Genomic DNA, 24658 nt, shown 5'->3' on the forward strand with positions numbered 1-24658 from the left:
CCGAAGCAGTCAGCAGCCATGCCGTCGCGGGAGAGTCGCTCACCCGGCGAACAGTGGCTCACTCTGCCTGATCGGGGGGAACCGCGCTCGGCCTGTCGATCTGGCAAGACGATCGTTTCCGCGCACGGCGCAGGATATCGGGGGCGAACGGCCGGAAGAGGCTGGGACGGCATCAAACGCGTGCTCCCCGCGCCATCCGAGCCATTCCTCGCATCGTTCGCTCAATCCATGGAACCCTTCAGGGCGTCTTCAGTTTTTTGTAGTTCCTTAGACTGAGGGCGACCCGCCTTCGGACATCATCGCTGGTTCGCGGATTTCATATGCGCAAGATCCTTTATGTCGACGACGATGCGCTGAATCGGGACATCCTGCGCGAGCTTCTTTGCGAAGGCGGCTACGATGTCGTGGAGGCCGACGACGGCGACACCGCGCTCAAGCGTCTTCACGACACGCCCGGTATCGATGCCGTGCTGCTTGACCGCATGATGCCGCGCATGAGCGGTATCGAAGTGCTGAGAGCGGTGAAGAAGGATGCGCACCTTGCCGATATTCCGGTGATCATGCAGACGGGCGCGACGGCACGCGACCAGATCCTTCAGGGCATCAGGGCGGGGGTCTATTACTATCTCACAAAGCCTTATGAAGATCAGATGCTTCTCGCCATCGTCGGCGCCGCACTTCGGGATGCCGCGCAGAAGCGGCGGCTTCGCGAGGAGGTCGCACAGCATCGCACCTTGATGGGACTTCTTGAACAGGCTCGCTTTCGCTTCCGTACCCCGCAGGAGGCGCGCAGCCTCGCTTTCCTCATCGCCAATTGTTTCCCCGAGCCCGAAGCGGCCATTTACGGCCTGCACGAAATGCTTTCAAACGCGATCGAGCACGGCAATCTCGGCATCACCTATCGGGAAAAGACGCGCCTCATGCTTCAAGGGCGCCTGCAGGAGGAAATCGAGCATCGGCTTGCCCTGCCGGAGAACCGCGAGAAATGGGCCTGGCTGAGCTTCGAGACGGACAGCAAGACGCTTAGGGTGCGCATTCGCGACCAGGGGGCCGGGTTCGACTGGCGGCCCTATCTCGATATAAGCCCCGAACGGGCCACGCATCCGCACGGTCGCGGGATCGCCACGGCACGCAGGATGTCTTTCAGTTCGCTGGACTATATCGGCTGCGGCAACGAGGTGGTCTGCACATTCATCGCGGACGAAGCGTAGAAGCGCCGAGAGCAACAGCGCCATGTCGAAAGCCGCTTGCGGCACGACGCTGTGGAAGCCGGGGCAAGAGCGCCGCGCCTGCGCTATGCACGCATGAAAACGCCGCGCTTTTCGGCGCGGCGCAGGCGATCACCCGAAGCTGCGATGGCTTCAGCGAGAAATACCGCGAAAACCGGGCATCGGCGAATAGCCGTAAGGCACCCCGCTGTTCGCCGGGTTCTGCTGCTGGAAGCCGAAGGGGCTCTCGGACAGGCCGCTGGTCGCGCCGCCCGAAACGTAGAAACCGCTCTTGAATTCGCTCTTGCCGTCGACCTTGTCCTGAAGCGCTTTCAGCTTGTCGTCGTCGTTGAGAGCGGCTGCGGCGTCACTGTTCTGCTGGACGGGTTCGGTCGACCACGCCCAAACCTGCGCCGGCATCCAAAGAGAGACCGCGATGGCGGCCAGACCTGCAAAAGCAACTTTGCGCATTTTTTCCCTCGCTCGCAATTGCTGTTGTTTACCTAACATGCTCCGAAGCGTTTTGTACAGATTGTCGCTAAAGTTGTATTACATGAATTCGTGCCTGCAGAAGCTGCGCTCAAGGCCGGGAGCGCTTTCCGCGTCGAAGCTCTTAACGATTTATTCACATCGCGCTTTTGCGCGCGTCAAGATGGGTGCAGCATGCGCCCTTCAAAGGGAGGATGAAGACAATGTCGAAAGAGCATACGCCCGACACCCTCATTCGCCGCGCGAAAGAGACGCGCGCACAGGCTGAAACGCTTGACGAAATCTGGCTGAAGAACGCCCTCGAAGACATGGCGCAGGCTTACGAATGGCTCGCATTGAAGCTCGCAGTCGCCCCGACAAATTCGATAAACTGACCTGCGCCGCAGCCAGCGGCCTGGCTTCAAGGCCGGGTGCGGAGTGCATCAGTTTACTTAAATCGTGGGATATTCTTAACAAACACCAGTGTGTCCCGGCGGTTGCGTCCTTTGCCCGTCGGCATTACAAAACTGGCCAGATCAGGATGGAAGCGATGCTGTTTTTACGTGTGTCAGGATTGACGCTGTTGATCGGCGCTTTCGCCGCGCTCGTCTACGACGGCATCCGGCTGGTCGGCAGTCCGGGCCGTGCCTTGCCTCTCACATCGCTCTCGGCGCAACTTGATCGCGCTCCCGATACTCATGAAGCAGTGCAGCGGTTTTTTCTCGATAACGCGCCCTCATACCTCTGGAACGGGGTTGTGGAACCGCTCCTTGTGCTTCCGATCTTCCTTCTTTTCGGCGTCTTCGGGGCGCTTCTCTATTTGGCGGGTCACCGGGAGCCGCCGCCCGAAATCGTCAGCGACTGATCGATTTTCCTCCTCGATCTGGCGCAGACAGGCTGATCTTCGCGACAGAAAAGCGCCGCGCGTCAAAGACCCACGGCGCCCGGTAGAATTTGCGCGTTGTACCCGCGATCGCTACTTCAGCGGAGCCGGGGGCGTGAAGACGGCATAGTTCACGCCGAGCTTGAACGAGTTGGCCGTCAGATCGCCGATGTCCTTAAAGTCTGCTTTATAGCGGCTGAACGTTTCCCCAGGATATGTATAGCAGCACGCGCCGCCGACGTTCGGCTCGCCGAAATTGAAGTACAGATATTCGGCCTTCACGGACCAATTGTAATTCCACTTGTATTCAAGGCCGCCGCCGACGGTCCAACCGGCAAGCGTATTGCCGTTGTCGGTCGTGGAACTCCAGTCGTAATTGTAGGCGTTGCCGTTTTCGCGGAGAATACCGGCGCGCACCGAGTTGTTGAGCCACGCGAAGCCGCCCTTCGCGTAAATCAGCGTATTGCCCGCTGCATAGCCGAGGCGCCCCGTGATGTCGCCGTAGAAGCCGCCCTTGCTCGTGAAGCGGATGCGAGTGGAGGCGTTGGGATCGAGGCCGCCACGGTCGTCATCGATGTAGAACGTCTTGCTCGCGTCATCACGCCAGCCGCCGATGTCGAGTTCGATGCCGTAGACGTAGTTGCAGCATTGGCCAAACTGCCAATTATAGCCAAGGGTCAGGCCACCGAAGATGCCCGATCCACTCAAGCCGCCATTGTAGTCGTAGCGGGTAAAATTGTCCGCATCCCGCCAATAGTCATAGTGGTTTCGGCCCAGGTCGATATCGGTCCAGCCGCCGCCCAGATGCGCGCCGACATAGAAACCCGTCCAAAGCGGCGGCGGTGGCGCAATATCCTTGTAGCTGGCGGGGATGCCGTCTGCATGGGCCGGGAGCGCAGCGATTGCCGCTGCGCCAAGTGCGGCGGCGCCTGCCAGAATCGTATGCTTGAGAGCCATTTCTCTCTTCTCTCGCTTGAGTTGCCAGTAGAATCAACGCCGAACGCCTTTTCTTGCGATACTCGCAAACAAGCTAAACTTAAAGTTGTATTTTTAGTGAATTGAGGTTTTTACAGGTGCCACCTTCTGTCATGGCGAAGAAAAGATCTTTTGCTGCAATGGTTTGCTGTTGCCGGCCGTGCGGCTTTGTTGATTTCTCGCAACAGTGACGGGCGGTGCACGCAAGAATGATTGTAGGTTGCTTTCTGGCGTCAGAAATGAGCGAGGGGAGACCGGAGATCATCTACGATCTTCATCAGATCTTTCTGCCGGGAGGCGCCCGTCTTGGCGAAAATATTCTGCAGATGCGTCTTCACGGTGTTGACGGAGAGTGACAGCGCCGCCGCCGCCTCCGTAACTGAGCACCCTTTCGCGAAGTGTTCGAGCGCCCGCGCCTCGGCCTTGGTCAGACCGTAGCATTGCGTAACGACTGGCAGGGCGCTATTGCTCTGCGCGGGGTAAGTGGCTATGTGGATCGCCACCATAGGCCGACCATCGAGTTGTGCGTCGAGTGGACGGATCATGGCAATGGCGATGGCGCCTCGATTGAGAGGCGACGAGAGGGACAACTCTCGATCGAACGGCTTTTCGCTCGCCCGTGATGCCGCCTGCGCCGCTTCGAAAATCGCCCTCAACAGCAGCGCGGTGCGCGCGGCGTCCTCCGCGCGCAAGCGACCGTTTTCGATCCGAATAGGCCAGCCCGCGTCGGCCATGGAACGCGCAGCCGCGTTCGCATGGACGACTTCGCCATTGGCGAGCGAAGCGGCGAACCCTGCGTTAAACTGGTCGAGGGCGGACCCCAAAAGGGAATCGAGAGAGACATCAATCAAAGGATCAAACACCGTTAGTGCTGAAGCATGCAACCTAGGCACTTAGGTTGAAACTGCCGGGAAACAAGTTACAAAAATGGCGCGAGACAATTGATCACGGCCATCAATGATAAAAAAAGAAAACACTCTCAAGCGCAAGCTTCAAAAAACCGAGCAGCGTTGCGAATAAGGGCAGGTTTCGCAAAACCGCCCGGTCGCGAAACTTTTCACCAAAATTTAGCATCTCGCATAAAACCGAACTGCCTCGCATGCGCGGGCATGCGAGGCAGCGAAGATATCGAGAGTGACTGCGATTGCGCGAGCGCGGACCGCTGGCGATCAGTGCCGGAAGTGTCGCACGCCCGTAAACACCATGGCGAGGCCGCGTTCATCGGCGGCGCGGATCACTTCCTCGTCGCGCATGGAGCCGCCCGGCTGAATGATCGACGTCGCGCCCGCGTCGGCAGCGGCGAGCAGACCGTCGGCGAAGGGGAAGAAAGCGTCCGAAGCGACGGCGGTGTCTTTCAACGCCTCGTCGGGATTTTTTCCGGCGTGCTCGGCCGCTTCGCGCGCCTTCCACACGGCGAGGCGAACGCTGTCCACCCGGCTCATCTGGCCTGCGCCGATGCCGATCGTCGCGCCGTCCTTCGCAAACACGATGGCGTTCGACTTCACATGCTTCGTGACGCGCATGGCGAAAACCATGTTGGCGCGCTCGACTTCGGACGGTTCACGTTTCGTGACGGTCCGCAGCGTCTTGCCCTCGAAGCCGCCGACATCCGCATCCTGCACGAGGAAACCGCCGGCGACCGAGCGGAAATAGGGCTGACGCGCCACCGGTAACAAGCCGCCCGTCACCAGAAGCCGCACGTTCGGCTTTGCGGCGAATGCCGCGCGCGCCGCGTCGGACGCCTCCGGCACGATCACGACTTCGGTGAAGATCTTGAGGATTTCGCGGGCAGCATCTTCTTCGAGACGTCCGTTCAACGCGACGATGCCACCGAATGCGCTGACCGGATCGCAGGCCAGCGCCTTCCTGTACGCTTCGACGAGTGACGAGCCCAGCGCCACGCCGCACGGATTGGCATGCTTGACGATGGCCACCGCAGGCTCGCCGCTCGGAAACTCCGAAATCAGTTCGAAGGCCGCGTCGGCGTCGGTGAGATTGTTGTAGGAGAGTTCCTTGCCCTGCACCTGCTCGGCGCCGACGATGCCCGGCCCGTTCCGCTCGGTCGATTCGTAAAGAGCGGCCTTCTGGTGCGGGTTCTCGCCATAACGCAGGCTCTGCTTCAGCGTGCCCGTGATGGTGTGGGACGATGCCGCGGAGCCGGTCTGCCCGGCGAACCAGGTCGCAATTGCGGTGTCGTAGGCGGCGGTGCGCGCGAAAGCCTTGGCCGCGAGGCGGCGGCGCGTTGCGTCGCTCGTGCCGCGCGTTTCGCCGGAAAGTTCGGCTGCGACCGCCTCGTAATCGGCCGGGTCCGTGACGACCGTCACGCAATTATGGTTCTTCGCCGCCGCGCGCAGCATGGCCGGACCGCCGACGTCGATGTTCTCGATCATCGTGTCGAAGTCGGCCGCGTGTTTCTTGAGCGTCTCCTCGAAAGGATAGAGGTTGATGACCACGAGACCGATTGGAGCGATGTTATGCTGTGCCAGCGCCTCGCGCGCGCTCGACTGTTCGAGATTGGCGAGGATGCCGCCGTGGATGGCGGGGTGCAGCGTCTTCACGCGGCCTTCGAGGATCTCGGGAAATTTCGTGACATCGGACACCGACACGACGGCGATGCCATTATCGCGCAGGAAGGCGGCAGTGCCACCCGTGGAGACGATCTCGATGCCGAGTGCATCGAGCTTCCTGGCGAATTCCGCAAGGTTCGACTTGTCGGAAACGGAAATGAGTGCGCGGCGCACCGGAAAAACTTGCGGTTTCGTGGATTGTGCGGACATGGCTCGTAAGTGTGATGCTGCGAGAGAAGATCAAGATCAGACGAGACGGCGGGGATGGGCGCCCTGAATGACGGGCTTCTGCTGCTGCGCCACCTTCTCGAATTTCCAATGGACGGACGTTGCCGCCGAGCACGGTCCCTTGAGGACGATCTGAAGAGAGCGTCTAAGGCAGATCGGATCTGCGAAGAAAATGCTCTCCTCGATGTCGAGGTCGGCGCCTTCCGCCACCATGCGCCACGTCGCGCCCGAGGGCAAGGTGAGCGTGACGGCATTCGTATTGCGCGAAAGCTGCGCCGCGACACGCGGATGCAGATGGAAGCGGATCGCGAAGCGGGCATCCGCCTCGATGGCGGTCTGGTTGGCGGGCACAAGCTGGTCGTGGCCGGCAAATTCATGGCCCGATTTGTGGAGCGCGAGCTGCCTGCGGTGGTTCATGCCGAAGCGCTCGCGGTAGCCGTCATGGCCGATGCGCACCCCGATGGAGGCCGCGTTTTCGATGATCTCGTGCTGGACGCTGCGCGGACCCGACAGCCAGAACAGTTCGCGCCCCGCGAAACTTTCCTGCGCCTTGATGAGCCGCGAAGACGACAGATCGTCGATGCTGAGCGTCGAATGCGCTGCCGTGGATCGCGAAACGACATACCAGTCGCCCGTTTCGTCCTGCGGTGCTCCGCAATTGGCGATCAGCGGCTCTGTTCCGACGCTCATTTCGAATGCGCCGCAACCGGCATGCGCCCGCGCCGAGAGATGCAGGGGCGGCGGCGCGCCCGCATCCGCGATCACGACGACGTCGCCCGCCGCAAGCCGGGCGTAACCCGAATTCGGCGCGTGGAGGTCGGGAAAGGTGGCACCCATATCGTCATAGGCGAGAACGGCGGAAACCTGATCGAGGAAGGTCGGTCCCATGCCGTTGAACCGCGCGAGGCTGCCGTCGCCGAGGCGCAGGAAGCGCACCATGGCCTGCATGCGTTTCAGGGCGGAGTAGAGCTTTTCCGGCGGCTCGAGCTGGCGCGCGACGAAGCACTGCTTCAGCGGCAAAAGTTCGAGCAGGATCTCGATGAGTTCGCCCGGGTCGCGGGAGACGTGGCCGCCGTCTTCGAGGATCTGCCGGTCGAGTTCCGCCGAGAACGCGGGCAGATAGGACGTGAGGTAGGTTTCGTGTTCCGCGATGCAAAGCCCGGCGAGGAGGATCGCGGTCAGCGCCCTGAGCTTCGGCACGCCTGAGCCATCGCCATAAACGACGGTCAGATCGTGCAGGTCGCGCGACAGCATGCGCATCACGGCGTCGTAGAAGTCCGGCTCGGCGCCGTCGAGCAGGAAGGCCGCGTGCGAGAGGAGCGCGATCACACGCCGCGCCGTGATGTCCCGGTCGCGGCCGAGCGGTGGCGCGCTGTTTGCGAAGGCGATCCAGTCGAGCGTGAGCTTGCGGGCTTTTTCACGGGCGATCTGGTCCTCGGCGGCGTGCAGGTGGCGAAGCCAGCCGAAGCCGTAAAGTTCTTTCTGCCATGGAACCGACGGCGGCATGACGCGGAACGGCGATTCGGACCCGATGGGCGCGGTCGCTCCGGCCAGCCCGAAATAGCCGTCGTAAAGCTCGACCGCGAAGCTTGGGTCGCCCGTGCGCAAATCGTGCGGCAGGATGAGAAGGTGATAGGCGGCGGGAACACCGGACATCCAGCGCGAGAAAGGCGATTTCAACGCGAGCCGGATCGCGGACCGACCCGCCCTGTTCACGGCGAGCGCGGCAAGTCGCGCCTGATCTGACATCTGAGGTGGCATCATTAACTTTTTAGGCGATCCGCCCTCGCGTAAGCAAGGCTTGATTATACCAAGCCTGCAAACAACCAGCGCGTTTTTCAAGCATCAGCTAAACGGATGCACGATTCGTCTGTCGAAGCGGACGACATTCTCCCGTTGTCCACCTGATTTGAATCTTCACCCGCACTTTCATTGCAGATCGGAGCCGCTTCAACGCGGGCTGATCTAACGTCTTGGGAAGGCTATCAGGAGCGTATTCATCGCGGAAGGCTCCGTATCGCCGAAGCGATGGCCCGCCAGGCCGTATGCGAACTGCGCGAAGAGCGCCAGCCCGAAGATGACCAGAACCACGCCCGACGCCTGATTGATGCGCTTCAGGCGGCTTTCGGTCAGCTTGTGGCGCACGCGGCTGATAAGGCGTGAAAGCCCCATCCACCACAACAGGCTTCCCGTCATGATGGATGTGACCGCCGTTACGGCCTGCACCCAGGTGTCGATGCCGCCCATGATCGAGGTGGCGCCGCCGAACAGCGCGAACAGACCGAGGATCGCACCGGGGTTGGTGATGGTGAGGAAGAATGTCTGCGGCACGATGTTGAGATGCGGAACGATCCGCCAGATGCGAAAGCGAAGCGCAGGCCGGAAAAAGGGCGGGATCGTATTCGAAAGCCGTCTCAGGCGCGCGATATTGGTTGTCGCTGTGGCCACGATCGTCGGTTGCGCGCGATAAATGCTGAGGCCGAAGGCGATGAGGATGACCCCGCCGACCAACTCGATCTTGAGTTGGTGCTCGCGCATGAAGCCGGAAATCGCGGTTGCACCATAGGCTGCCACCGACGCAATGAGCCCGTCGGCAAGCACCGCCCCGAGGCCCGCGGCGAAACCGCCCCAGAAACCTCGCTCCAGCGTCCGCTGGATGCACACGATATTCACCGGCCCGACGGGAGCCGCGATCAGCACGCCGATGACAAGGCCGATGATGGCAAATCGTGTCGGATCGATGATCGACTCTGCCCACATAGGCCCGCTTCTAGCTCTAGATAAGACCCGTGTCACGAGAAGGAGCGTTTCCGCCATTCTCGCGCCCAAAAACGCCCGCGAGGTCACACCGGATTCGCCGCGCCCGCAAGCACACATGCATGCCGTGAAACGGGGACGTCATGCAACAGGAGACGAACGTGAAAGCATCGCCGAAAACAATTTTCTTTAGGATGAGAGGGCGCTTATGTCCGCTGCCGGGGACGTTCGCGGTGGCGCTCGCGGTTTTGCTGATGCCATTTGCCGCTCTGCCCGCGCTTTCGCAGACTGCCGGCGCGGCCTCTGCGGCTCAACCAGCCGCCGAGGTGCAATTCGGCCGTGACGCGACAAGGCTGCCTCAGCCGGTGCAGCGCATGCGGCAGGCGATCATGCAGGCAGCGACCAGCGGCGACATCGAGGCGTTGCGCCTGCCGATCGACATGAACGAACTGCCCCCGGTGTTCGCGAAGGAGCGCACGCCGGACCGGATCGCCTATCTGAAAGGGGCTTCGGCTGATGGCAATGGCCGCGAAATGCTCGCGATCCTATACAGCCTTCTGACGACAGGCTACGCGATCAAGAACCCGGGCACGAAGGACGAGATGATCGTGTGGCCCTATCACGCCGCGCTTTCGCTCGACAAGCTGACGCCGAGCCAGGAGGTGGAGATCTACCGCTTCCTCTCGCCCGCCCGCGTGAAGGAGATGGCGGCGGCCGGAAAATATGCCTGGTATCGGGTCGAGATCAGCCCGGATGGCGTCTGGCATACGTTCTCGAAGGAGGATTGAAGGTTGAACGCGAGCGGGTTTCCGCATCCGCTCGCTTCGTCTGGCTCGAAATGCCTACCGCACGCGCTCTACGGGTCGACGTTCGTCGCGGCGCTCATCCCGCCGCTTGGCGGTATCGCTGCGCATCTCGCCAGCATCGGCGCGAGCCGTTGCCGTCGCCTCAAGGAACTTGAACGGCGCTGTGTCCTTGAATTCGCCCGCCGTCTCGCCCGCATAGACTTCGCCGTTCGCCAGCGCGAGCTTCTTGACGGGCGCGCCGCGCTTCAGGTCGAGCTTGTCGAGCGAGACCCAGAACGTGTTCGGCCGCGTGGCGGAGTCGAAGAAGTAAACGCGGTCCTTCTGGTCCGACACCGTGCGCCAGATCGTGGAGGCGATGTTCGGCTCATCCTTGCTCGCGGCAAGGCCGAGCGGCACGCTGACGCTGCGCACCGTGCTCAGCACGCTGGCCGCGGCCTGATTTTCGAAGCTCTGATCCGGCACGCTCTTGATGTAGTTCGGGTCGATCTTCTTCGGCAGGCGGTTCAGGAAGAACGAGGCGCGCGCGAAACGATCGGAAGCGCGGCTGGTGCCTGGCAGAAAGGCATAGCCGCCGACATCCTCCCAATATTCGTTGATTGCAAGCTGCTTGTCGTAGGTCGGCGAGTTCGTCATCACCGTGTACTGCTTGCCGTGATGAATGAGGAGCTTGCCGCCGACATACTCGAAGATCGCGGAATCGCCCGAGGCGTCGGACAGCGAGAGATGCAAGGTCGACGCCGAGCCGTTCGGGAAGGTCGGCGCGAGAAGGGTGAACGGCTCCTTGCGGAATGCCTCGACGGCTTCCGAGACCGTCGCGAAATTGTCGAGCGCATATTGCGCCCAGGCGACGTTGGAAAGAAGCGGCTTCTGGCCGTCCGCCGATCCGTAATCCGCCTCAGCGAGATAGAGCAGGTTCGCGACGAGACCCTTTTCGTTCAAGCCGTCGCCGCTGCCCGCATTGTAGCTCGCGGTGACGACACTGCCATATTTCGAGGTCCATTTCAGCGAGCGCGGTCCGGCGGCGCCGTCGCGTTCGAGCCCTGCCGGGAAAGCCCAAAGGTCGGACGCCATGTCCTCCATCCAGTCGAGCGTGCGGCCCGTAAGAACGGTCTTGTCTTCGCCGGTGAACAGGATGCGTGTGCAGGGAGACGCCGTTCCCGCCGAAGTCAGCGCGAACGCGGCGGCGAGCAGGGCAAGGGCGCGAGGTTTCATGAGACACACTCCGATTTCTGCGGAACGACGGAGCGTAGTGCCGATGACTTAATGCTCCCGCCTGTGCCGGAGCGTCGCTTTTAATAAGATTCGACGAGCTATTTGCCGAGCGCCATCAGGCTTGCATTGCCGCCCGCCGCCGCCGTGTTGGTCGAAACGGTCTTCTCACGAACCAGCATTGTGAGAGGGTAGGGCGGACCAGGCAGCACGGGCACGATTGCCCCTTCGCGCTCGGAAGCCGCGCGCGCCGCTTCTGCCCCCCTTTCATCGATGGCGAGAACCGCCGCAATATCAAACCCCCGGATCGAGGGCGCCATTGAACACCGCGAAGTAAGCGCTGCCGGTAGCTTATCGCAGAGCGCGTGAGCCGCCTTGATGTCGAGGGATGCGAAATCGTTGCCGGTGACGAGTGCGGCGCCGAACTGGTGAAGCAACTCGACAACCGTCTCGGCCACGCCAAGCACGCGCCCGCGCGGCTGGAAGAGCAGCCGGTTTTCCTCGCCGACAGGGCCGGGGAGGGTCACTTCACGCGCGAACGGCGTCGCATCGCGATAGACGCTGAACACTCTGGAGAGAAGCGCGCGGTCCGACGTGCCGAGGAGGCCGCCCGCGCCGGACCGGACCCATGTGGCGAGGGCATCGAATGCCGCAAGCTTCTCCTCGTCGCGTGCGCCTTCAAGCCGGGGCGGTGCCGCGTCCCTCGCGAGCCTGCGCAGATAAAGCGGCCCGCCCGCTTTCGGCCCGGTGCCGGACAGCCCCTCGCCGCCGAAGGGTTGCGAACCCACCACCGCGCCGATCATGTTCCGGTTCACATAGATGTTGCCCGCTTGGGCGCGCGCCGCAACGAAGCCTTGCGTCTCGTCGATGCGCGAATGGACCCCGAACGTGAGGCCGTAGCCGGTCGCATTCACCGCGTCGAGCGTCGCGGCCATGTCCTCGCGGCGGAAGCGCAACACGTGCAGCACCGGACCGAACACCTCGCGTTTCAGCTCCGCGATGCGGTCGAGGCGAATGAGCGTCGGCGCGATGAAGGTGCCCTTTGCTTCGGCGGGAACCGGCGTCTGGCAGAGCACGCGGTCGCGCTTCTTTTCGATGTAGTTCGCCAGAGCATCGCGCGCCTCCGCGTCGATCACCGGGCCGATGTCCGTTTCGATTTTCGCCGGGTCGCCCACGCGAAGCTCGGCCATGGCGCCTTGCAGCATGGCGAGAATGTCGTCGGCGATTTCGTCCTGAAGGCACAGCACGCGAAGCGCGGAGCAGCGCTGCCCGGCGGAGTCGAAGGCGGAAGCGAGCACGTCCGCCACCACCTGCTCGGGCAGTGCCGACGAGTCGACGATCATGGCGTTCTGCCCGCCCGTCTCGGCGATGAGCGGCACTGGCCCGCGCTTGGCGAGCGTGCGTTCGATGGACTTCGCCACCGATGTCGAGCCGGTGAAGACGACGCCCCTCACGCGCGCGTCCGAAACGAGCGCCGCGCCGACATCGCCAACGCCGGGCAAGAGGTGCAGCACATCCTGCGGAATGCCCGCTTCGTGGAGAATGCGCAACGTTTCGGCGGCGACGAGCGGGGTTTGCTCTGCGGGCTTGGCGAGCACGGTGTTGCCCGCCGCGAGCGCCGCCGCGATCTGGCCGGTGAAGATGGCGAGCGGGAAATTCCAGGGGCTGATGCATGCAATCGGGCCGAGCGGTGCCGCTGCGAGGTTCCTCGCGTCGGCGGCGTAGTAACGGCAGAAATCGGCTGCCTCGCGTATTTCCGGGACGGCGTTGGGCATGGTGCGGCCCGCCTCGCGAACGATGAGCGCGCCGAGCCGGAGGCGAGCGTTTTCGATCAGGTCGGCGGCGCGCTCCAGCATGGAAGCGCGGTCTGCTGCGGGCGTCGCGGCCCAGCGTGGGGCCGCATCGGCGGCTTGCGCGAGTGCGGCCTCGATGTCGGCGGCGGTCGCGTCGGCGGCATGACCCACGATGTCGGCGGGGTCGGCCGGATTGACGATGGCGCGCGGCGGGCCCGCGTCTTTCGCCGCGTCGGCCGAAATGGGGGCGGCGCGGAATGTCGTGGGCGCGGCGCGGAGCGTCATGGCCCGGCTTGCCTCGATAGCGCGCGCGAAGGCTTCCCGCTCCCCGGCGTCCGCAAGATCGAGCCCTCGTGAGTTCCGGCGTGGCGCGAACAGATCGGCGGGCGCGGCGATTTCGGGATGAGGAGCGCCGCCAAGCCGGGCGGCTTCCTCCACGGGGTCGGCAATGAGGTCGTCGACGCTCACGCGCTCGTCGACGAGTTGATGGACGAAAGAGGAGTTCGCGCCATTTTCGAGAAGCCGCCGCACGAGATAGGCGAGCAGCGTTTCATGCGTGCCGACCGGCGCGTAGATGCGGCACGGGCGATCAAGTCCCCCCGCGCCGACGACGCGGCTGTAAAGCGCCTCGCCCATCCCGTGCAGGCACTGAAATTCATAGTCGCCGACGCGGAAATCGGGCGCCGCGAGGTGGTAGATCGCCGACAGCGTATGCGCGTTGTGTGTGGCGAATTGCGGGAAGACACGTTCGCCTGCCGCAAGCAGCCGCTTGGCGCAGGCGAGATAGCTCACGTCGGTATAGGCTTTGCGCGTGAAGACCGGAAAGCCCCCCAGCCCGTCCGCCTGCGCGCGCTTGATCTCGCTATCCCAATATGCGCCCTTCACCAGCCGCACCATGATGCGGCGGCGTGAACGCTCCGCGAGGTCTATCGCCCAGTCGATCACCGGCGCGGCGCGTTTCTGGTAAGCCTGCACCACGAAGCCGAGGCCCTGCCATTCGCGAAGCGCCGGCTCGAACGCGAGCCGTTCCAGAAGATCCAGCGACGGTTCCAGCCGGTCGGTTTCCTCCGCGTCGATGTTGAAGCCGATGTGGCGCTCCGCCGCCATCGTCGCCAGACGCAGAAGGCGGGGGTAAAGTTCAGCCCCGACGCGGTCCATCTGCGCGCAGGTGTAGCGCGGATGCAGCGCCGACAGCTTCACCGATATGCCCGGCGCCGCATAAATGCTCCGCCCGCGCCGCCGCTCGCCGATGATGCGGATGGCGTGTTCGTAAGATGCGAGATAGGCGAGCGCGTCCGCGTCGGTCATCGCCGCTTCGCCCAGCATGTCGAAGGAATAGCTGAAGCCTTTCGCCTCGAAAGGCGCGGCATGATCGAGCGCTTCCTCGATCGTCTGCCCGGTGACGAACTGGCGGCCGACGAGGCGCATCGCGAGATCCAGCGCCTTGCGGATCACGGGTTCGCCGCCCTTCGCCATCGCACGCGTGAGCGCGGCGCCGAAGCCCTCCGCTTCACGCGCGGAGACGAGCCGCCCGGTGACGAGCAGCCCCCACGCCGACGCATTCACGAAGAACGACGAGCTTTTGCCCGCATGCGCTCCCCAGTCGCCCTTTGCGAGCTTGTCGCGGATGATGTGATCGCGCGTCCGGGCGTCGGGGATGCGAAGCAGCGACTCGGCAAGGCACATCAGCGCCACGCCCTCGCGGGTCGACAGCGCGAATTGCTGCATCAGCGCCTCGACGCCGAAGCCGTCCTTCTTCTCCGCGCGAAGCTCGGCAACGAGGCGGCGCGCCAGAGCGGCAACCCTCTCCGCCGTGGGGGAATCAAGCCGTGCCCGGCTGACGAGTGGCGGAACAATTTCCGGCTCCGGCAAGCGGGTGACCTTGCGGATTTCCTCACGAAGAGCGGCCCCAGACCCGGAATCGAAAACCTGGTTCATGATGTTCATGCCGACCTCCGCGCTCGCGATCTTCGCCCGCGAAGCTGCACAAGGCGCGCTGCGGCAAAGCACCGCTTCGGATATTTGATGTTTTGTCGCAGGCAACAAGACCGGCGAGGCGAGAAAGCCATTTGCTTGCACCCTGAATGACGATAATATGACTGAACAGTCAGTCACATTGAGCGTTGCCATGGCACAGGACGAACCCCCCGAAGACACGGCCTCCCCGTCAGAAGGGGACAAGTCCGCGCCGGAGCGAAAAAGGCCATCGGCCGACGCGCGCCGCGCGGCCATTCTCGCCGCCGCCTTCGAGATCTTCTCCGATAAAGGTTTCGCCGCAGCCCGCCTCGACGATGTGGCCCGCAAGGCGGGTGTGGCGAAGGGCACGCTCTACCTCTATTTCCCCGACAAGGAAGCGCTGTTCGAGCAGCTTCTGCTGAGCTTCGCCGGTCCCTTGCTTTCGCGGATCAACGCCATCGCGATGCTGCCCGATGTGCCCGCGCCGATCATTCTGGAGCGCATCCTTTTACTGTTTCAGAGCGAAATTCTCGGGACGGAACGCGAGAAGATGCTGCAACTCCTCATCTCGGAAGGCCCGCGCTTTCCGCGCATCGCCGAGTTCCATCATCGCGAGGTGGTTTCGCACGGGCTCGCGGCAATTCGCGCCGTAGCCGCGCGCGGCTTCGAGCGCGGGGAACTTGGTAGCGACGCGCTGGCAAAATGCCCCCAGCTGTTTTTCTGGCCACTGCTGGGCGTTGTCATCTGGCGGTCGCTATTCGGACGTTTCGATCCGATCGACGTCTCGACGGCGATCGACGCTCACCGCGATCTGCTCGGTCTGGTGGAGCGAAACAAACCGCTTGTCGTGAAGGAGAAGCCGGAATGAAACGCATCCTTCTCATCGTCCTTGCCGTCGTCGCGGCGGGCGCCGGTTACTGGTGGTACACGGAGAGCCATCGCGACACCGGCGAATTGCGCCTCCACGGCAATGTCGAGGTCCGGCAGGTCAACCTCGGCTTCAAGGTTGCCGGACGCATCGAAACGCTCGCGGTCGATGAGGGCGACAGGGTCCGCACCGGACAGACGCTCGCGTCGCTCGAAAAGATCTACTTCCGCGAAACGCTGGCGCAGATGCGCGCCCAGGCCGATCAGGCGGCGGCGAACTACGCGAAGCTCAAGGCGGGCTACCGGGTCGAGGAAATCGCGCAGGCGCGCGCGGCGGTGGCCGAGCGCGAGGCGACGCTTGAGAATGCCACCATCACGCGCAAGCGCGCCGAGTCGCTGCTCAAGACGCCCGCAGGGTCTCAGAAAGTGTTCGACGACACGCAGGCGGCGGAGCGTCAGGCCGAGGCGCTGCTCAATTCCGCGCGCGAGGCGCTCCGGCTTCAGGAAGCGGGCTACCGCAAGGAGGACATCGTCTATGCGAAGGCGCAGCTCGACGAGCGCAACGCCGTCATCGCCACCATCGAGCGGCAGCTCGCCGACGCGGACCTGATCGCGCCCGGCGATGGCACAGTGCTTTCGCGCGTTCGCGAGGTCGGCGCGATCGTGCAGGCGGGCGAGACCGTCTTCGTGGTGAGCCTGACCAATCCCGTCTGGGTTCGCACCTATGTAACCGAGCCGGACCTCGGCCGCATCAGGCCGGGCATGCCGGTCACGGTTCACACCGACACGCCGGGTGGAAAGGTCTATCGGGGAAAGATCGGCTTCATATCGACGGCGGCCGAGTTCACGCCGAAAACGGTCCAGACCGACGAGCTTCGCACTTCGCTCGTCTATCGTCTGCGCGTCGTGGTTGACGGCAACGATGAAGAACTGCGCCAGGGCATGCCGGTCACGGTGGAGCTTGCGCCCGCCTCCGAGGCGACGCCTCTTGCGAGCACCACGCCATGACGACCGGGCGCGTCATCACTGAAGCGGAAGGGCCTGATATCCCGCCGATGGCGATTGCGCGCGACCTCGTCAAACGCTTCATGCCCGACGGACCGCCCGCGCTCGACACACTTTCATTCGCCATCAAGCCCGGGCAGGTGACGGGCGTCGCCGGGCCGGATGGCGCGGGCAAGACCACACTGATGCGGCTCATGGCAGGGCTTTTGACGCCCACGTCGGGCTCGCTCACAGTTTGCGGGTTCGACACGATCCGCGACTCGATCGCGCTGCACCAGTCCATCGGCTACATGCCGCAGCGCTTCGGCCTCTATGAAGATCTGACAGTCCTCGAAAATCTCACGCTTTATGCAGACCTTCGCGGCGTGGTCGGCATGGAGCGCGAGGACACGTTCAAGCGCCTTCTCGCCTTCACCGATCTTGCGCGCTTTACCGACCGGCTCGCGGGCGCGCTTTCGGGCGGCATGAAGCAGAAGCTCGGGCTTGCCTGCGCCATGCTGAAGGCGCCGCGCATCCTGCTTCTCGACGAGCCGGGCGTGGGCGTCGACCCGATTTCGCGGCGCGAGCTTTGGCAGATGGTTCACGAACTGACGGGCGAGGGCGTCGCGGTCGTCTGGACGACGGCCTATCTCGACGAGGCGGAGAACTGCGCAGAGGTCATCGTGCTGAACGAGGGCAAGCTGCTCTATCAGGGCGAGCCGAAGGCGATGACCGCGCGCATCGGCGACCGCGTGTTCCTGCTCGAAGGGGCGGGCGCGGAGCGGCGCGTCGTGCTCGAACGCGCGCTGGCGCGGCCCGACATCATCGACGGCGTGTTACAGGGCGCCGCCGTGCGCCTTGTTACCAAGGAAGGCGCGCCGCCGCCTGAGCCCGAGGAGATCGAGACGGCGGCGCCGATCACCATCGCGCCCGCGAAACCGCGCTTCGAGGATGCGTTCGTCGTCATGCTCGGCGGCCAGCCGAAACGCACGCGCGACATGAAGTCCGCCGGACGGATCGGCCACCGCGAGGGGCCTGCCGTCGAAGCGCTGGACCTGACACGCAAGTTTGGCAGCTTCACCGCCGCGGACAACATTTCCTTCTCTATCCGGCGCGGCGAGATTTTCGGGCTGCTCGGTCCCAATGGGGCGGGCAAGTCCACCACCTTCAAGATGATGTGCGGGCTTCTGCGCCCAACGTCCGGCACCGCCCGCGTCGATGGCTATGACCTCTACCGCGCCCCGGCGGCTGCGCGCTCCCGCCTCGGCTACATGGCGCAGAAATTCTCGCTCTATGGCGATCTGACCGTGCGACAGAACCTCGACTTCTTCGGCGGCGCCTACGGGCTTACGGGACAGGGAAAGCGAGAGGCCATCGAGCGCGCGATCGCCGCGTTCGACCTCGGCCCGCATCTTGCCGCCAATGCGGGACAACTGCCGCTCGGCTTCAAGCAGCGCCTCGCGCTCGCGGCGGCGATCCTGCACAACCCGCCTGTTCTCTTCCTCGACGAGCCTACCTCCGGCGTGGACCCGATCACGCGCCGCGAGTTCTGGGGCACGATCAACGCCATGGTTTCGGGCGGCGTGACCGTGATGGTGACGACGCATTTCATGGACGAGGCCGAATATTGCGACCGCGTGGCGCTGATCTATCGCGGCCGCTGCATCGCGCTAGACACGCCGGACGCGTTGCAGGCGCGGGTCAGGACGGCCGAGCTTCCCAACCCGACGCTTGAGGACGCGTTCATCGCGCTCGTCGAAGAGCAGGATAGGCAGCGCCAGCGGGCGGAAGGCACGAATTCGCGCCTCGGGACGGCGGCATGACAACGCTCGAACACAGACCCGGCGAAGTGGCCCCCGTGGTCGCACCGAAGCAAGCGGATGCCGCGCTCCGCGATCGCAGCGGCCGCTTCCGGCGCATGAAGGCGCTGATCCGCAAGGAGACGCTGCAAATCGTGCGCGATCCGAGCAGCCTCGTGATCGCCGTGGTTCTGCCGATCCTCCTCCTGTTCCTGTTCGGCTTCGGCGTATCCTTCGACGTGACGAAGATGCGCATCGGCCTTGTCATCGAGGAGCCGACCCCGGAGACGGCGCGGTTCGAGGCTTCGCTCACCAACACGCCATGGTTTCGGGTGAAGGTCGCGCATGACCGGCGCGAATTTCTCGACGATCTCACCGCCTCGCGCCTCGAAGGCGTGATCGTGCTTTCGGGCGACTTTTCGGAGCGGATCGGCCGGGGCGACTCCGCCGCGGTTCAGATCATCACCGATGGCACGGACCCGAATACCGCCTCGCTCGTCAACGGTTACGCGCAGGGCGCCTGGCAAAGCTGGCTGGCACAGTTGGCGGTATCAGGCGGCACGGAAGGCGCCGCGCCCATCTCCACCGACCCGCGTTTCTGGTTCAACCCCGAGCTTGAGAGCCGCCGTTTCCTCGTGCCCGGCTCCATCGCGCTGATCCTCATGATGATCGGGTCGCTTCTGACAGCGCTTGTGGTTGCGCGCGAATGGGAGCGCGGCACCATCGAGGCGCTGCTGGCCACGCCCGCGAGCGTGACGGAATTTCTCGTGGGCAAGGTGGTGCCGAACTTCGTGCTTGGGCTCTGCGCGATGACGGTCTCGGTGCTGTTCGCCATCTTCGTGTTCGACGTGCCGATGCGCGGTTCCGTGCTGGCGCTGCTTGGAGCTTCCACCGCCTTCCTGCTCGTGGCGCTCAGTTCCGGGCTTCTCATATCCTCGCTAGCGCGGTCGCAGTTCCTCGCGAGCCAGATCGCCATGATCACGGCTTTCCTTCCTGCGCTCTTCTTCTCGGGCTTCATCTTCGAGATTTCGAGCATGCCGGGGCCATTGCGGGCCTTTTCGGCGATCATCCCCGCCAAATACTATGTGCGGAGTCTTCAGACGATCTTCCTGGCGGGCGATGTGGCCGCGGTCCTCGTGCCTTCGATCCTGATCCTTGCATTCATGAGCCTCGTCCTGATGCTGCTCACGGCGCGATACTCGAAAATGAGGCTCGACTGACATGCTTCCTCCGAGACTGTTCGCGCTCATCGTCAAGGAACTGCTCGCCGCTTTCCGCGATCCCAAGGCACGCATCGCGTTCATCATACCGCCGCTGATGCAGGTGTTTCTCTATGCCTACGCGGCGACGCTGGAGGTCAAGCATGCCTCCATCGCGGTTCTCAACGAAGACTGGGGCGAAACCTCGCGTCAGCTTGTGAACCGCTTCGAGCGTTCGTCCGCTTTCGCGCCGATCCTGTGGCTCAAGAGCGATCGCGAAATCGTGCCCGTCATCGACAGCCAGCGCGTCGTCGCCGTCGTCCGCATCGGGCAGGATTTTTCGCGGCAGGTGGCTGCGCGCGAACCGGCGACCGTGCAGGTGATCCTCGACGGGCGGAAATCGAATACCGCGCAGATCCTGAACGGCTATATCGGCACCATCGTGAGCCAGTTCGCCATCGATCAGGCGATGGGCGGAACCGCCCCGCCGGATATCAGCACCGTTGTCGAGCGTTCCTGGTACAATCCGAACCGCGACTATGCCACAACCATGGTGCCGAGCCTCGTTGCGACGCTCACAATGACGACCGTGCTCATGATCATGGTGATGTCGGTGGCGCGCGAGCGCGAACTCGGCACTTTCGAGCAGCTTCTCGTGTCGCCGCTTCAGCCGCATGAAATCCTCATCGGCAAGGCGGTGCCGGGGCTCATCGTCGGCTTCGTGCTCGCAACCGCGATCATGCTCATCGTGACGCAGTTCTTCCATATCCCCATGCTGGGCTCGCCGCTGGTGCTCTATGCGGGGCTGCTGGTCTTTCTGCTCGCCATCATCGGCGTAGGCCTTTTCATTTCCTCGCTCGTGTCGACGCAGCAGCAGGCGATGCTGGGCGCGATGGTCTACATGATGCCCGCGATGATGCTGTCGGGCTTCACGAGCCCCGTACAGAACATGCCGGATTGGCTCCAGCCCGTCGCGCTCATGAACCCGCTCACGCATTTTCTGGTGATCGTGCGCGGCGTTTTCCTGCGCGACATGCCGATGGCGCTTGTGGCCGAACGGATCTGGCCGATGCTGTTCATCGCGGTCTTCACCTTGACGGCGGCGGGGTGGCTGTTCCGGCGGAAAATTTCGTAGACCGGTCCCGCGCGCCGAACGTGGTTTTCGCCAGACCCGCATCCATGTTGTGAACCTCAGACGCGAACGAGATCTACGCGCTTGCGGAGGCGGCGGCCGAACAGGGCCTTTTTGATGCCCAGGAGATTTATCTGGAAAATGAGGTGCCCGGCGCGCCTTTTTCCAGACCTTAGCCCTTTCCGAACGGCGTCGCGCAGCACGCGCGCGGGCGAGCGGCGCGGCTTTGGCGCCTTCGGCGGCCTTGGGGCGCGTCCCATCTCGCTTTCTCCTTCCTGGACAGCGGGGAGCGGAAACAGATGGAATATCGCGAGGTCGGCGGCCGGTGGGTCGAAAGCCTGACGGTCGTAAGCGGCGATCATCACCGGCATGCGGGCCAGGAGAGATTTCGCTCCGCGCTGCGTCACGATGTAAGCGGCGGCTCCCGGCCATCCATCCGACGGCAGAAAGACAAGGTCGCGGTCCGCGAATGCAGAAACCCGGATAAAGGGGATTTTCGCGCGGGGCATCGCGATTTCCAGTTTCAGCACGTCGACCTGCGGGGGAAGATTCCGCGCGGCGTTGAGGATGGCCGCGAAATCGGGCGAAAGGCGCACATCGTCCTCAAGAATGCAGGCGAGGGGCAGGTTTCGCGCGACGACGGTTTCGAGGAGCGCGCGGTGGCTCAGAAAACAGCCAATCTCGCCCGGAGTGCGCCGGGGCCGTCCTTCCCAGAGGCGCGGCGGTGCGACAGCCTCAAGCTCTTCCACGCTCAGCAACTTGCCGGCCACGCCGGGAAAGCGCTCAAACGCAAGGCCGAGCGCATCGAGCTGCTCTTTCATCGCGGCGAGGCGATGGGGCGCGCTGTCGAGGTTAAGCAGGAAAATCGCCACACTCGAAAACTGCGGGAGCACGCGAGCAGCGTTGTGCTTTCCAAGTCGAGTTTCACGCAATAAAACGGCGTGATCCGATTTTTCCAAAGTCCGTTGCAATCGACACCCTATCGAAATTGTCTCTGTTGCCTGAAACGAAGACTTCATGGGGGGATTGTTGGATGCGGAGATTTTGGGAAGCTTGCGGGGGCCCCGATGAGGCCGATCAGGAGCGTCTTAAGTGTGCATAATCGATTTCCTGCATCCGGCTCGCATCTACACGGGCGAGACGCTGAGAACGGGTGCCATGGGGGGGACCGAAAGCTCGGTTGTCCATCTGGCGGAAGCTCTGGCGCAGCGCGGGCATGATGTGCGTGTTTTCAACGGCGTCGCGGAGCCGAGGCACGCCTTCGGCGTCGAATATCTGCCGATGGAGGCCGCTGGCGCGCAAACCCGGGGGGACATCGGTATTTCCGTTGCAGCGCCCAAGGCTTTCTCGACTGCGTCGTTCCGCGTGCCCATCCTCTGGCTGCACAATCCGCTGAAGGGCTTCCGACAGCTCCGCCAGGGTTCGGTGCTGCCGATGTTGAAGTCGCGCCCCCATATCGTCCTTCTGGGCGAATATCACGCCCGCCACGTCCCGCGCTGGCTCCCATCCAGCGGTCGAAGCATCATTCATCATGGTATCGCGGGCGCTTTTCACCGTGAGCAAAGTGCTGCCGTGGCGCCGCAGCCCCGTGCCATATTCACCTCGCAGCCTTATCGCGGTCTCGACTGGCTTCTCGGTCTGTGGCCGGACGTGCGCGCCAGGGTGCCCGACGCCAGGTTCGACGTGTTTGCGCCGAAGGCGCACCAGGCCAACGCGAATGCCGCCAAGGCCGCGCCGGATGGAGTCCTGTTTCGCGGAAGCATCGCGCGCGATGCGCTTGTGCGGGAGTTGGAGAACGCGAGAATTCAGTTCATCCCTGGGCACAGGGATGAGACCTATTGCCTTGCCGCTGCGGAGGCGATTGCATCGGGGGTGCCCGTGGTGACGCTCGGGGCCGGATCGCTCAGCGAGCGTGTCCGCGACGGCGAGACCGGCTTCATCGTGAAGGACAGGGACGAGTTCATTGCGCGCAGCGCCGCGCTTCTCTCCGACGATGCGCTGTGGGCAAGGATGCACCGCGCATGCCTGGCGGACAGCGCCGTCGCGACATGGGATGCGCGCGCAATCGAATGGGAAGCGCTGTTCGAGCGGCTCTCCACACGACGCCCGTGAAAATGCCCGACCCGGCCCCGCGGAGAGCGTTTCACTCGTCGGGAACTGGCAAGATCCCGACCGGAACTTGTCTCTAAGCCGCTCTCGCGTCGCGAAGGTCTGCGCGTGAGGCAGGCTCTCCGCCAAGGCTGTTATCGTCTTCGGGCGCGGGTAGCAGAAGCGGCTTCTCCGGTCCGTTGAGCCCGCGTTGTTTGAAGATCCGCACGGTATGCAGGCGGCGCGGCCCGGCTTCGACGATCTCGAACGTCACCCCCGAGGGATGGTGAATGAGCTGCCCGCGTTTCGGGAAGCTTCCAACCATTGCGAGGATCAGGCCGCCAAGCGTATCCACGTCGTCGGTCACGCCCGGCGTGGCGAGCGACAGGCCGAGCACCTGCTCGACATCCTCGATCGGGGCACGGGCGCTGGCGATGAAGGTTTCATCCTTGATCGCGATCGAGAATTGCTGCGCATCGTCGTGCTCGTCGGCGATGTCGCCCACGATGGAATCCACGAGATCCTGCAAGGTTACGAGGCCATCGGTGCCGCCGAACTCGTCCACCACGATGGCGAGATGCGTGGTCTTCGCCTTCATCTTCGCGAGCAGAGCCAGCGCCGACATGGAAGCAGGCACGAACAGCACCTCGCGGACCAGTTTTGAATCCGCGATGGTCGTCTTCAGCACGTCCTGGCTCAGGTCGACCTGGCCCTGTTTCGCGCCGTGCTTCATCACCCACACCATCGCGTCCTTGATGTGGACCATGCCGATGGCGTCGTCGAGGCTCTCGCGGTAGACGGGGATGCGCGCATGGCCCTCCTGCGCGAAAAGCGCGAGCAGGTCTCCGACCGTTTGCTGTTCCTCCGCCGCCACCACGTCCGCGCGCGGGAGCATGATTTCGGAAACCTTCGATTCGCCGAAGCCCAGAACGTTGAGGAGCATCATGCGCTCCTGCTGCGACATCGATTTGTCGTCTTCGGCGACGCTTTCGGCGATGGCGCTTTCAAGCGTCTCGCGCAACGTCTCGTTGCTGGCGAAGCCGAGATTGGCCGCCATCCGCTGCAACCAACCAGCGGAAGGTTTCGATTTCCCCGTTTCGAGCAATATTTGTGGAGGCATGGCTTTGCGGTGAGTGGGCCCTGTTGAAGAGGTCAGAGTGTCTGAGCGGACGTGTTCGTATCGTCCCGATAAGGGTCGGGAATGCCGAAACGGCCAAGGATGACGCGCTCGGCGGCTTCCATTGCGTCGGCATCGGCGTCACCCTCGTGATCGAACCCGACCAGATGAAGAACGCCGTGGGCTACGAGATGAGCGGAATGCTGAAGAGGCGTTTTCGCCTGTGCTTGCGCCTCGCCCGCGACGGCGTCGTAGGACAGGGCGACATCGCCAAGGAACGCGGGCTCGTCGTCAAGAACGGCGGCGCGCGCGGCTTCGGGCGATGGGAACGAAAGCACGTTGGTGTCGGAGTCCTTGCCCCGGAACACCCTGTTGAGAGAACGAACCTGCTCGCCGGACATGAGGGCGATGCTCACGCATGCATTCTCCGGCGTCAGGCCGGCCTCGCGCAGCGTCTCGGCCACGAGCTTGGGGATGAGGTCTTCCAACCCATCAACGGATACCCAGCGATCGTCTTCGATCGAGATATCCGTGCCTATTCGGTAAGGTTCGGCTGCCGCACCCGGATCGGGGTCCGGGGAGGTATTCGAGTCGGAAACTGTCAATGGCGGTGTCATGGCCT

Annotated in this window: 21 protein-coding genes; 10 read left to right on the forward strand and 11 right to left on the reverse strand. The window is 63.5% G+C overall.

Annotated features, from left to right (window positions below; translation table 11 throughout):
* The first annotated feature begins 320 nt into the window (after positions 1 to 320).
* Complete coding sequence (locus QM659_RS00480) at positions 321 to 1211, forward strand: response regulator (RefSeq protein WP_415186971.1); 891 nt, start codon at positions 321 to 323, stop codon at positions 1209 to 1211.
* A 150-nt stretch (positions 1212 to 1361) separates the two neighbouring features.
* Here QM659_RS00480 and QM659_RS00485 read toward each other — a convergent pair whose 3' ends face one another.
* Positions 1362 to 1679, reverse strand: coding sequence for a hypothetical protein (locus tag QM659_RS00485; RefSeq protein WP_415186972.1), 318 nt, complete (start codon positions 1677 to 1679; stop codon positions 1362 to 1364).
* Between the two features lie 221 nt (positions 1680 to 1900).
* Between QM659_RS00485 and QM659_RS00490 the strand changes: the two genes are divergently transcribed.
* Both QM659_RS00490 and QM659_RS00495 read left to right on the forward strand, forming a co-directional pair.
* Positions 1901 to 2071 (forward strand): hypothetical protein, encoded by a 171-nt coding sequence (locus tag QM659_RS00490; RefSeq protein WP_415186973.1) that lies wholly within the window; start codon positions 1901 to 1903, stop codon positions 2069 to 2071.
* 155 nt (positions 2072 to 2226) lie between these two features.
* Positions 2227 to 2541: a hypothetical protein gene (locus QM659_RS00495; protein WP_127077613.1), complete on the forward strand. Its 315-nt coding sequence runs from the start codon at positions 2227 to 2229 to the stop codon at positions 2539 to 2541.
* 111 nt (positions 2542 to 2652) lie between these two features.
* Here the strand turns inward: QM659_RS00495 and QM659_RS00500 are convergent, their stop codons facing one another.
* The 5 genes from QM659_RS00500 to QM659_RS00520 form a co-directional block, all read right to left on the reverse strand.
* On the reverse strand, positions 2653 to 3516 hold the full coding sequence (locus tag QM659_RS00500; RefSeq protein ID WP_415186974.1) for an outer membrane protein: 864 nt from the start codon (positions 3514 to 3516) through the stop codon (positions 2653 to 2655).
* 251 nt (positions 3517 to 3767) lie between these two features.
* Positions 3768 to 4418 (reverse strand): helix-turn-helix transcriptional regulator, encoded by a 651-nt coding sequence (locus tag QM659_RS00505; RefSeq protein WP_415186975.1) that lies wholly within the window; start codon positions 4416 to 4418, stop codon positions 3768 to 3770.
* Between the two features lie 285 nt (positions 4419 to 4703).
* Positions 4704 to 6311 (reverse strand): bifunctional phosphoribosylaminoimidazolecarboxamide formyltransferase/IMP cyclohydrolase, encoded by a 1608-nt coding sequence (gene purH, locus QM659_RS00510; protein WP_127077610.1) that lies wholly within the window; start codon positions 6309 to 6311, stop codon positions 4704 to 4706.
* Positions 6312 to 6347: 36 nt separating this feature from the next.
* On the reverse strand, positions 6348 to 8078 hold the full coding sequence (locus tag QM659_RS00515) for a heparinase II/III family protein (RefSeq protein ID WP_415186976.1): 1731 nt from the start codon (positions 8076 to 8078) through the stop codon (positions 6348 to 6350).
* Positions 8079 to 8294: 216 nt separating this feature from the next.
* The gene (locus tag QM659_RS00520) at positions 8295 to 9089 is read right to left on the reverse strand and encodes a LysE family translocator (RefSeq protein WP_303485037.1); all 795 of its coding nucleotides are present in this window, start codon (positions 9087 to 9089) and stop codon (positions 8295 to 8297) included.
* A 251-nt stretch (positions 9090 to 9340) separates the two neighbouring features.
* Here QM659_RS00520 and QM659_RS00525 point away from each other — a divergent pair, with 251 nt between their 5' ends.
* Positions 9341 to 9874 (forward strand): hypothetical protein, encoded by a 534-nt coding sequence (locus tag QM659_RS00525; RefSeq protein WP_415186977.1) that lies wholly within the window; start codon positions 9341 to 9343, stop codon positions 9872 to 9874.
* A gap of 54 nt (positions 9875 to 9928) precedes the next feature.
* Here the strand turns inward: QM659_RS00525 and QM659_RS00530 are convergent, their stop codons facing one another.
* Complete coding sequence (locus tag QM659_RS00530) at positions 9929 to 11104, reverse strand: linear amide C-N hydrolase (protein WP_415186978.1); 1176 nt, start codon at positions 11102 to 11104, stop codon at positions 9929 to 9931.
* Positions 11105 to 11202: 98 nt separating this feature from the next.
* Entirely contained in the window at positions 11203 to 14841 is a 3639-nt protein-coding gene (putA, locus tag QM659_RS00535; protein ID WP_415186979.1) for a bifunctional proline dehydrogenase/L-glutamate gamma-semialdehyde dehydrogenase PutA, read from the reverse strand.
* Positions 14842 to 15022: 181 nt separating this feature from the next.
* Here putA and QM659_RS00540 point away from each other — a divergent pair, with 181 nt between their 5' ends.
* Genes QM659_RS00540 through QM659_RS00560 form a run of 5 tightly spaced genes read left to right on the forward strand, consistent with a single transcriptional unit; the run spans position 15023 to position 20834 of the window.
* A complete protein-coding gene (locus QM659_RS00540) occupies positions 15023 to 15718 on the forward strand; it encodes a TetR/AcrR family transcriptional regulator (RefSeq protein WP_303485048.1) in 696 nt (231 codons plus the stop codon).
* Complete coding sequence (gene hlyD, locus QM659_RS00545; RefSeq protein WP_415186980.1) at positions 15715 to 16725, forward strand: secretion protein HlyD; 1011 nt, start codon at positions 15715 to 15717, stop codon at positions 16723 to 16725. Before QM659_RS00540 ends, hlyD begins: the two co-directional genes overlap by 4 nt.
* 14 nt (positions 16726 to 16739) lie before the next feature.
* A complete protein-coding gene (locus tag QM659_RS00550) occupies positions 16740 to 18524 on the forward strand; it encodes an ATP-binding cassette domain-containing protein (RefSeq protein ID WP_415187031.1) in 1785 nt (594 codons plus the stop codon).
* Entirely contained in the window at positions 18521 to 19720 is a 1200-nt protein-coding gene (locus QM659_RS00555) for an ABC transporter permease (RefSeq protein ID WP_415186981.1), read from the forward strand. The genes QM659_RS00550 and QM659_RS00555 overlap by 4 nt, the downstream gene beginning before the upstream one ends.
* Before the next feature lies 1 nt (position 19721).
* Positions 19722 to 20834 carry an ABC transporter permease gene (locus QM659_RS00560; protein ID WP_210210996.1) on the forward strand — a complete coding sequence of 371 codons (1113 nt, stop codon included), beginning with the start codon at positions 19722 to 19724 and terminating at the stop codon, positions 20832 to 20834.
* Positions 20835 to 20890: 56 nt separating this feature from the next.
* Here the strand turns inward: QM659_RS00560 and QM659_RS00565 are convergent, their stop codons facing one another.
* Positions 20891 to 21703, reverse strand: a complete 813-nt coding sequence (locus QM659_RS00565) for a glycosyltransferase family 25 protein (protein WP_415186982.1) — start codon at positions 21701 to 21703, stop codon at positions 20891 to 20893.
* A 220-nt stretch (positions 21704 to 21923) separates the two neighbouring features.
* On the opposite strand from QM659_RS00565, the gene QM659_RS00570 reads away from it, so the two are divergent.
* Positions 21924 to 22943, forward strand: a complete 1020-nt coding sequence (locus QM659_RS00570) for a glycosyltransferase family 4 protein (RefSeq protein WP_415186983.1) — start codon at positions 21924 to 21926, stop codon at positions 22941 to 22943.
* A gap of 73 nt (positions 22944 to 23016) precedes the next feature.
* Here QM659_RS00570 and QM659_RS00575 read toward each other — a convergent pair whose 3' ends face one another.
* The gene (locus QM659_RS00575) at positions 23017 to 23976 is read right to left on the reverse strand and encodes a hemolysin family protein (protein WP_415186984.1); all 960 of its coding nucleotides are present in this window, start codon (positions 23974 to 23976) and stop codon (positions 23017 to 23019) included.
* 95 nt (positions 23977 to 24071) lie between these two features.
* Positions 24072 to 24653 carry an rRNA maturation RNase YbeY gene (ybeY, locus tag QM659_RS00580; RefSeq protein WP_415186985.1) on the reverse strand — a complete coding sequence of 194 codons (582 nt, stop codon included), beginning with the start codon at positions 24651 to 24653 and terminating at the stop codon, positions 24072 to 24074.
* Positions 24654 to 24658: the final 5 nt, after the last annotated feature.

It is taken from the genome of Rhodomicrobium sp. (assembly GCF_047605405.1).
GTDB lineage: Bacteria > Pseudomonadota > Alphaproteobacteria > Rhizobiales > Rhodomicrobiaceae > Rhodomicrobium > Rhodomicrobium lacus.

Coding starts and splice junctions, on each gene's coding strand:
- QM659_RS00540 (WP_303485048.1), top strand. CDS start 15,023: ATGGCACAGGACGAACCCCCCGAAGACACGGCCTCCCCGTCAGAAGGG.
- QM659_RS00560 (WP_210210996.1), top strand. CDS start 19,722: ATGCTTCCTCCGAGACTGTTCGCGCTCATCGTCAAGGAACTGCTCGCC.
- QM659_RS00520 (WP_303485037.1), bottom strand. CDS start 9,089: ATGTGGGCAGAGTCGATCATCGATCCGACACGATTTGCCATCATCGGC.
- QM659_RS00495 (WP_127077613.1), top strand. CDS start 2,227: ATGCTGTTTTTACGTGTGTCAGGATTGACGCTGTTGATCGGCGCTTTC.
- QM659_RS00575 (WP_415186984.1), bottom strand. CDS start 23,976: ATGGCGGCCAATCTCGGCTTCGCCAGCAACGAGACGTTGCGCGAGACG.
- QM659_RS00530 (WP_415186978.1), bottom strand. CDS start 11,104: ATGAAACCTCGCGCCCTTGCCCTGCTCGCCGCCGCGTTCGCGCTGACT.
- purH (WP_127077610.1), bottom strand. CDS start 6,311: ATGTCCGCACAATCCACGAAACCGCAAGTTTTTCCGGTGCGCCGCGCA.
- QM659_RS00555 (WP_415186981.1), top strand. CDS start 18,521: ATGACAACGCTCGAACACAGACCCGGCGAAGTGGCCCCCGTGGTCGCA.
- QM659_RS00480 (WP_415186971.1), top strand. CDS start 321: ATGCGCAAGATCCTTTATGTCGACGACGATGCGCTGAATCGGGACATC.
- QM659_RS00490 (WP_415186973.1), top strand. CDS start 1,901: ATGTCGAAAGAGCATACGCCCGACACCCTCATTCGCCGCGCGAAAGAG.
- QM659_RS00515 (WP_415186976.1), bottom strand. CDS start 8,078: ATGTCAGATCAGGCGCGACTTGCCGCGCTCGCCGTGAACAGGGCGGGT.
- ybeY (WP_415186985.1), bottom strand. CDS start 24,653: ATGACACCGCCATTGACAGTTTCCGACTCGAATACCTCCCCGGACCCC.
- putA (WP_415186979.1), bottom strand. CDS start 14,841: ATGAACATCATGAACCAGGTTTTCGATTCCGGGTCTGGGGCCGCTCTT.
- hlyD (WP_415186980.1), top strand. CDS start 15,715: ATGAAACGCATCCTTCTCATCGTCCTTGCCGTCGTCGCGGCGGGCGCC.
- QM659_RS00485 (WP_415186972.1), bottom strand. CDS start 1,679: ATGCGCAAAGTTGCTTTTGCAGGTCTGGCCGCCATCGCGGTCTCTCTT.
- QM659_RS00525 (WP_415186977.1), top strand. CDS start 9,341: ATGCCATTTGCCGCTCTGCCCGCGCTTTCGCAGACTGCCGGCGCGGCC.
- QM659_RS00500 (WP_415186974.1), bottom strand. CDS start 3,516: ATGGCTCTCAAGCATACGATTCTGGCAGGCGCCGCCGCACTTGGCGCA.